The following is a 6736-nucleotide window of genomic DNA, read 5'->3' as shown; positions in this document are numbered from 1 at the left end:
CCGCCTGGTGGGGTGCGCATAACATCCTTCACCCTTTTTTTCCGCCCCCCCGCCCCCGCGCTTCTGCGGGGTGGAGGCAGTCCGCGACGACGGCGCCCGCAATCCGGGGTCAAATCGGCGCCTTCAAAATGTAGCCGCCAATGCTAGGTTTCGAACGAACGTATGTCAATGAGAATGGGCCGCCATGGACGTCTTCCTCGCGGTTTCCTAGACTGGCCCTCTTTTCCCGACCCGGTCGCGGCTGGCCAGCACGAGGAGCGTTCATGTTCACAGGCATCGTACAGGGCACCGCCGAGGTGGTAGCCATCCATGAGGCGGAGGCCTTTCGCACCCATGTGCTGGCGCTGCCGGCAGCGCTGCGCGAGGGGTTGGTGCTGGGCGCCTCGGTGGCTCACAACGGGGTCTGTCTCACGGTCACTGCCCTCGATGGCGAGCGGGTCAGCTTCGATCTCATGCGCGAGACCCTGCGGGTGACCAATCTCGGTGCGGTGACGGAGGGCGACCGTGTCAATATCGAGCGGGCGGCACGTTTCGGCGACGAGATCGGCGGCCATGCCATGTCCGGCCATGTGATGGCGCTGGCCGAGCTGGTCGAACTCGACGAAGCCCCCAACAATCGCCGGCTCTGGTTCGAGGTGCCCCAGGCGCTGGGACGCTTCCTGTTCGACAAGGGCTATATCGGCGTGGATGGCATCAGCCTGACCATCGGGCAGGTGCAGTCGGTCACCGCGGACCATGGCCCGCGGTTCTGCGTCGATCTGATCCCCGAGACCCTGGCCCGTACGGTCCTGGTGGACCGGGTCCCGGGTGACGCCGTGAATATCGAGATCGACCCCCAGACCCAGGCCATTGTCGAGACAGTGGAGCGGGTGCTGGCAGCGCGTAGCGTGTGACACGAACGAAAAACCTGACCGTTCCGTCAAGTCTGCGTTGGTGGGCCGAGTGGCGAATGGCCCGCAAGTTGCTTAACTAGGTGGGACCGTGCTGCCTGTGGGCACCCGGGGCTATATGCAGGGAGCCTTGAACGCTCGGGGCTGATCCGGCGACAAGCCTACGGGGAGGCGCTGTGAATACCTCCCTGTACGCTACCGACGCCATCCCTGGCGTAGGACCTCCCCTGCGGCTTGTCTCCGGCGCCCCTCGCTTTCGACTGTGGCGAATGCCCAGGGTGTGTAGCCCGGGTGCCTCGCCACACACCGAGGCTTTGGGTACCATAGGCGGCTTTTCTCGCGGGCTTTCTCGCACCCAAGGACCATCGCAATGTCCACGCGCGCAGGAACGACAACCATGCTGAAACGCCTGATCGACAACCAGTTCAAGCTGGCCGAACACAACACCGATGTGAAGACCGAGGTCATCGCCGGGATCACTACCTTCCTAACCATGGCCTACATCATCTTCGTCAACCCGAGCATCCTCTCCCAGGCCGGCATGGACTACGGCGCCGTGTTCGTCGCCACCTGCCTGGCCGCCGCGGTGGGCTGCCTGATCATGGGCCTGTGGGCCAACTACCCCATCGCTCAGGCGCCCGGCATGGGTCTCAACGCCTTCTTTACCTACGGCGTGGTATTGGGCATGGGGTACACCTGGGAGGCGGCGCTGGGTGCCGTCTTCTTCTCCGGCTTCATCTTCTTCCTGCTCAGTATCTTCAGGATCCGCGAGTGGATCATCAACTCGATCCCGCTCTCCCTGCGCTTGGGCATCGCCGCGGGTATCGGGCTCTTCCTGGCGATGATCGCGCTGAAGAATGCTGGCATCGTGGTCGCCAACGAGGCGACGTTCGTGGCCCTGGGAGATCTTTCCGAGCCCGCTGCCCTCTATGCGCTGCTGGGCTTCTTCGTGATCACCGCGCTCGCCTATCTCAGGGTTACCGGGGCGGTGATGATCGGCATCCTCGGCGTGACCGTGCTGTCGATGATCCTTGGCCACAACGAGTTTGGCGGCTTCATGTCAATGCCGCCCGCCATTGCGCCGACCTTCATGGCGCTGGACCTGGCCGGCGCCCTGGATGTGGCGATGCTCAGCGTGATCTTCGCCTTCCTGTTCGTTGACCTGTTCGACACCTCCGGCACCCTGGTCGGCGTGGCTCACAAGGGCGGGCTGCTGGACAAGGATGGTAAGCTGCCGCGCATCGGTCGTGCGATGATGGCTGACAGCACCGCCTCCATGGCCGGGGCCTTGCTGGGAACCTCCACCACTACCAGCTACATCGAGTCCACGGCCGGCATTGTCTCCGGTGGACGTACCGGCCTGACCGCGGTGGTGGTGGCCGTGCTGTTTCTCGTCAGCCTGTTCTTTGCACCGCTGGCGGGTTCCATCCCGGTCTACGCGACCGCTGGGGCCCTGCTCTATGTGGCGGTGCTGATGACCAGCAGCCTGGCCCACGCCAACTGGGACGACCCGACCGACGCTGCCCCGGTGCTGATCGCCGCCCTGGCCATGCCGTTGACCTTCTCGGTCGCCGAAGGCATCGCCCTGGGCTTTATCAGCTACGCCGCGATCAAGACGCTCTCCGGGCGTTTCAAGGACCTGAATCCCGCAGTGATCATGCTAGCGTTGCTGTTTGCCGGCAAGTTCCTGTTCCTTGGCTGATCCGTATCTACCGATTGCATTCACTCACCGAGACTCCTCCCGATGAGCATCTACGGCGACTACATCAAGTCCGTGATCCGCACCGTCCCCGACTGGCCGCAGTCGGGCGTCAACTTTCGCGACATCACCCCGCTGCTGCAGAACAGTGCGGCCTTCCGCAAGCTGGTCGATAGCTTCGTGCACCGCTATCAGGAGATGGATATCGACGCCATCGCCGCCATCGATGCCCGGGGCTTCATCATCGGTGCACCGCTCGCCTACGAGCTGGGTTGCAGCTTCGTGCCGGTGCGCAAGAAGGGCAAGCTGCCGTTCCGTACCATCAGTGAGACCTATACCCTGGAGTACGGCGAGGCCGAGGTGGAGCTACACTCCGATGCGTTCCAGCAGGGGGATCGCATCCTGATCGTCGACGACCTGATCGCCACCGGCGGTACCATGCTGGCCGCGGCCAAGTTGATCACCCGCAGCGGCGGGCGGGTCGTCGAGACCGCCACCATCGTCGACCTGCCGGACCTGGGCGGGTCCCAGCGCATCCGTGAAGCGGGCTACGGGGTCTTCTCGGTCTGTTCCTTCACCGAGGACGAGTGAACGTCATGAGCACCCATCGCTACCACCAGCACTTCACCGTGTCCTGGGACCAGCTGCATCGCGACGTGCGCGAGCTCTGCCACCGGCTGATCGAGCGCGACTTCAAGGGCATCATCGCTATCACCCGCGGGGGCTTGATTCCCGCGGCGTTGATCGCCCGGGAGCTCGATTTGCGTCTGATCGATACCGTCTGCATCAAGAGCTACGAGCACATGGATCAGGGTGGCCTGGAGGTGATGAAGGGCGTCGACCACGACGGCGAAGGCTGGCTGCTGGTCGACGACCTGGTCGATACCGGACGAACCGCCAAGGCCGTGAGCGAGATGCTCCCCAGGGCCCACTTCGTGACCATCTATGCCAAGCCCGAGGGTAAGCCGCTGGTCGACCAGTACCTCACCGAGGTGGCCCAGGACTGCTGGATCCAGTTTCCCTGGGACATGGGCGTGGCCTACGTCGAACCGCTTGTCGACCAGGCGAAGCGCTGACTCATGGCCTGTCCGCTCCCCGACAGCTGGCAGCAGTGGCTGGGCGATCAGTTCGAAGCGCCCTACATGCAGTCGCTGCGCGACTTTCTGGCCGCCGAGAAAGCCGCCAGGAAGGTGATCTATCCGCACTCGGCAGACTGGTTCCGCGCCTTCGAGCTGACGCCGCTGGACCGGGTCAAGGTGATGATCCTCGGTCAGGATCCCTATCACGGACCGAACCAGGCCCATGGGCTGTGTTTCTCGGTGCGCTCCGGCGTGCGCGTCCCCCCGTCTCTGGTCAACATCTACAAAGAACTGCAGGCTGACGTGGGCTTCCAGCCGGTGGATCACGGCAACCTCGAGCATTGGGCACGCCAGGGGGTGTTGCTGCTCAATACCTCGCTGACCGTGGAGCAGGGCAATGCCGGCTCGCATCGCGGTAAGGGCTGGGAGACCTTCACCGACCGTGCCATCGCCACGGTGAGCGAGCATGCCGAACCCTCGGTATTTCTGCTGTGGGGCAGCCCGGCCCGCAAGAAGAAGGCGCTGGTCGATACCTCGCGCCACCTGGTGCTGGAATCCCCGCATCCCTCGCCGCTCTCGGCGCACCGCGGCTTCTTTGGCAACCACCACTTTTCCCGGGCCAATGCCTTTCTGGCCGAGCATGGACGTGAGCCCATCGACTGGCAGCTACCCACAACGCCCTAGGGCGATCCTCACTGACCTGAGCGAGGGGCGCCAGGGGCAGGCCGGAGAGGAGGTCCTACGCCATGGATGGCGTCGGTAGCGTACAGGGAAGTATTCACAGCGCCTCCTCATAGGCCTGCCGCTGGATCAGCTCCGAGCGGTGCTGCGGTGTCCTATTGCTGGATCGCGAGGTGCTCGCACAGCCTTAACCTCAACGCGGGATGCGGTTAGAATGATTGACAATTTGTCGTTGCTGTCCATCCGACGATAGTCGCCACGTACCCACCGCCGTCCAAGAGGTCCCCCATGAGCGTCCACGCCATCCAGCATCCCCTGGTCCAGCACAAGCTCGGCCTGATGCGCGAAGCCGGCATCAGCACCAAGAGCTTCCGCGAACTGGCCGGGGAGCTGGCCAAGCTGCTCACCTACGAGGCGACCAGCGACCTGGAACTGGAGACCCAGGAGATCGACGGCTGGAGCGGCAACAGGATTCCGGTGAAGTTGCTCAAGGGCAAGAAGGTCACCATCGTGCCGATCCTGCGCGCGGGGCTGGGCATGCTCGACGGCGTCACCGACCTGATCCCCAGCGCCCGGGTCAGCGTGGTCGGCCTTTATCGCGACGAGGAGACGCTGGAGCCGGTGCCTTACTTTGCCAAGTTCGCCAATGACCTGGACGAGCGCATGGCCATTGTCATCGATCCCATGCTGGCCACCGGCGGCACCATGGTCGCGACCCTGGACATGCTGCGCGAGCGCGGCTGCAAGCACATGAAGGTCATCGTGCTGGTGGCGGCTCCCGAGGGGCTCAAGCGTGTCCAGGATGCCTACCCGGACATCGAGCTCTACACCGCCGCGCTGGATGACCATCTCGACGAGAACGGCTATATCGTGCCGGGTTTGGGCGACGCGGGCGACAAGATCTTCGGCACCCGCTGAACCGCGCCACTGCTCCTTCCTGACGCCTTTCGACCTGCAGGGCGACCGCCCCTGCAGGTGATCTCGGCATTACCTTCCTCACCTCCTGCTCGTCCCGGGGTCTCCTCCACGCGATGTTGCATGATGTTCGTTTTCGATCATGTGGCGACATACTCTCCCGCGTCGGCGTTTCGCCATCTCTCGTCATGGCTTGTTAGACAAAAGTTCAAGGATTGAAGAAAATAAAGTGATAACAAGATGTTGGGCGCCTCTTGGGGCGATTGTCGTGCCAGCCCTGGATGTTTTCGGTTGACGACATTTGTGTTTGAAAGCGAATATCGACTACGTTGTGTTCAGCAGTCTCCGAACCCATCACATAACAACGAACCGTCGAGATCTGTATGTCCTTGATCCTAGATAGCATCGATCATGTGGTCGGTGGCGCTACTCACATCGCGGGCGTGAACCTGGAGCTACAGCCGGGCTCCTTCAATGTCCTGCTGGGGCGGACCCTGGCCGGCAAGACCACCCTGATGCGCCTGATGGCGGGGCTCGATACCCCGACTCGCGGCCGAATCCTGATGGATGGGGAAGACGTGACCGGCCGCTCGGTGCGCAAGCGCAACGTCTCCATGGTCTACCAGCAGTTCATCAACTATCCGGCGCTCTCCGTCTACGACAACATCGCCTCGCCCCTCAAGCTGGCCAAGGTCGCGCGCGCCGAGGTCGACCGGCGGGTGCGGGCGGTCGCCGAAATGTTGCATATCGAGCATCTGCTCGATCGCCTGCCCCTCGAGCTTTCCGGCGGTCAGCAGCAGCGTACCGCCATGGGGCGTGCGTTGGTCAAGGATGCCGATGTCGTGCTCTTCGACGAGCCGCTGGTCAACCTGGACTACAAGCTCCGCGAGGAATTCCGCGACGAGCTGCGGTCGGTGTTCAGCGAACGCAACTGCATCGCCGTCTATGCCACTACCGAACCCGCCGAGGCCCTGGCGTTGGGCGGCAACACCGCCGTGCTCCACGAAGGGCGCCTGCTGCAGTATGGCCGAACGGAAGACGTCTACCACCGTCCGCATGACATCCTGACCGCGGAGATGTTTTCCGAGCCCCCGATCAACATCGTCGAGGGGATCATCTCCGGCGCCGAGGTGACCTTCGACAAGACACTGCATTTTCCCATCAACGACGACCTGCGCAGCCTGGCGCCGGGTGAGTACCGCTTCGGCGTGCGCGCCTCGCACATCTCGCTCGCGCCCCGGGCCAAGGATGACATCGAGGTGAAGATGACCGTCGACCTGGCGGAGATCAGTGGCTCCGAGACCTTCCTTCACGTGCACAACGACCTCTTCCACATGACGGTACACCTCGAGGGGGTCCACGAGTTCCGTGTCGATGCGCCCGTGACGCTCTATTTCCCGACCCACAAGGTGTATGCCTTCGACCGCCAGGGCGCGGTGGTGCATATACCGACGCACCTGGGGGGCATCTGA

The 6736-nt window shown here is 63.4% G+C and carries 7 protein-coding genes; all 7 read left to right on the top strand.

All coding sequences use genetic code 11. The annotated features are described in order from the left end of the window. Nucleotides 1–263: 263 nt before the first annotated feature. The 7 genes from OP497_RS14235 to OP497_RS14205 all read left to right on the top strand — a co-directional run bounded on the left by OP497_RS14235 (nt 264) and on the right by OP497_RS14205 (nt 6736). Nucleotides 264–893 carry a riboflavin synthase subunit alpha gene (locus OP497_RS14235; protein ID WP_280549532.1) on the top strand — a complete coding sequence of 210 codons (630 nt, stop codon included), beginning with the start codon at nt 264–266 and terminating at the stop codon, nt 891–893. A gap of 394 nt (nt 894–1287) precedes the next feature. Next, nucleotides 1288–2592: an NCS2 family permease gene (locus OP497_RS14230; RefSeq protein WP_280549530.1), complete on the top strand. Its 1305-nt coding sequence runs from the start codon at nt 1288–1290 to the stop codon at nt 2590–2592. A gap of 42 nt (nt 2593–2634) precedes the next feature. After that, on the top strand, nt 2635–3180 hold the full coding sequence (locus tag OP497_RS14225) for an adenine phosphoribosyltransferase (protein WP_280549522.1): 546 nt from the start codon (nt 2635–2637) through the stop codon (nt 3178–3180). A 5-nt stretch (nt 3181–3185) separates the two neighbouring features. Continuing rightward, a complete protein-coding gene (gpt, locus tag OP497_RS14220) occupies nt 3186–3665 on the top strand; it encodes a xanthine phosphoribosyltransferase (protein ID WP_280549517.1) in 480 nt (159 codons plus the stop codon). Nucleotides 3666–3668: 3 nt separating this feature from the next. After that, the gene (gene ung / locus OP497_RS14215) at nt 3669–4352 is read left to right on the top strand and encodes a uracil-DNA glycosylase (protein WP_280549515.1); all 684 of its coding nucleotides are present in this window, start codon (nt 3669–3671) and stop codon (nt 4350–4352) included. A gap of 285 nt (nt 4353–4637) precedes the next feature. Further along, nucleotides 4638–5267, top strand: coding sequence for a uracil phosphoribosyltransferase (gene upp / locus OP497_RS14210; RefSeq protein ID WP_280549513.1), 630 nt, complete (start codon nt 4638–4640; stop codon nt 5265–5267). Between the two features lie 380 nt (nt 5268–5647). Continuing rightward, nucleotides 5648–6736 (top strand): ABC transporter ATP-binding protein, encoded by a 1089-nt coding sequence (locus OP497_RS14205; protein ID WP_280549512.1) that lies wholly within the window; start codon nt 5648–5650, stop codon nt 6734–6736.

The sequence above is a fragment of the Halomonas sp. 11-S5 genome, assembly GCF_029889825.1.
In the GTDB taxonomy this organism is placed as follows: Bacteria; Pseudomonadota; Gammaproteobacteria; order Pseudomonadales; family Halomonadaceae; genus Halomonas.
The sequence above is the reverse complement of the archived record's forward strand: the minus strand, read 5'-3'. Positions and strand labels throughout refer to the sequence as shown.

Excerpts from the sequence above, each read along its gene's own strand:
- OP497_RS14235 (WP_280549532.1), top strand. The coding sequence starts at position 264 with ATGTTCACAGGCATCGTACAGGGCACCGCCGAGGTGGTAGCCATCCAT.
- OP497_RS14205 (WP_280549512.1), top strand. The coding sequence starts at position 5,648 with ATGTCCTTGATCCTAGATAGCATCGATCATGTGGTCGGTGGCGCTACT.
- upp (WP_280549513.1), top strand. The coding sequence starts at position 4,638 with ATGAGCGTCCACGCCATCCAGCATCCCCTGGTCCAGCACAAGCTCGGC.
- OP497_RS14230 (WP_280549530.1), top strand. The coding sequence starts at position 1,288 with ATGCTGAAACGCCTGATCGACAACCAGTTCAAGCTGGCCGAACACAAC.
- OP497_RS14225 (WP_280549522.1), top strand. The coding sequence starts at position 2,635 with ATGAGCATCTACGGCGACTACATCAAGTCCGTGATCCGCACCGTCCCC.
- ung (WP_280549515.1), top strand. The coding sequence starts at position 3,669 with ATGGCCTGTCCGCTCCCCGACAGCTGGCAGCAGTGGCTGGGCGATCAG.
- gpt (WP_280549517.1), top strand. The coding sequence starts at position 3,186 with ATGAGCACCCATCGCTACCACCAGCACTTCACCGTGTCCTGGGACCAG.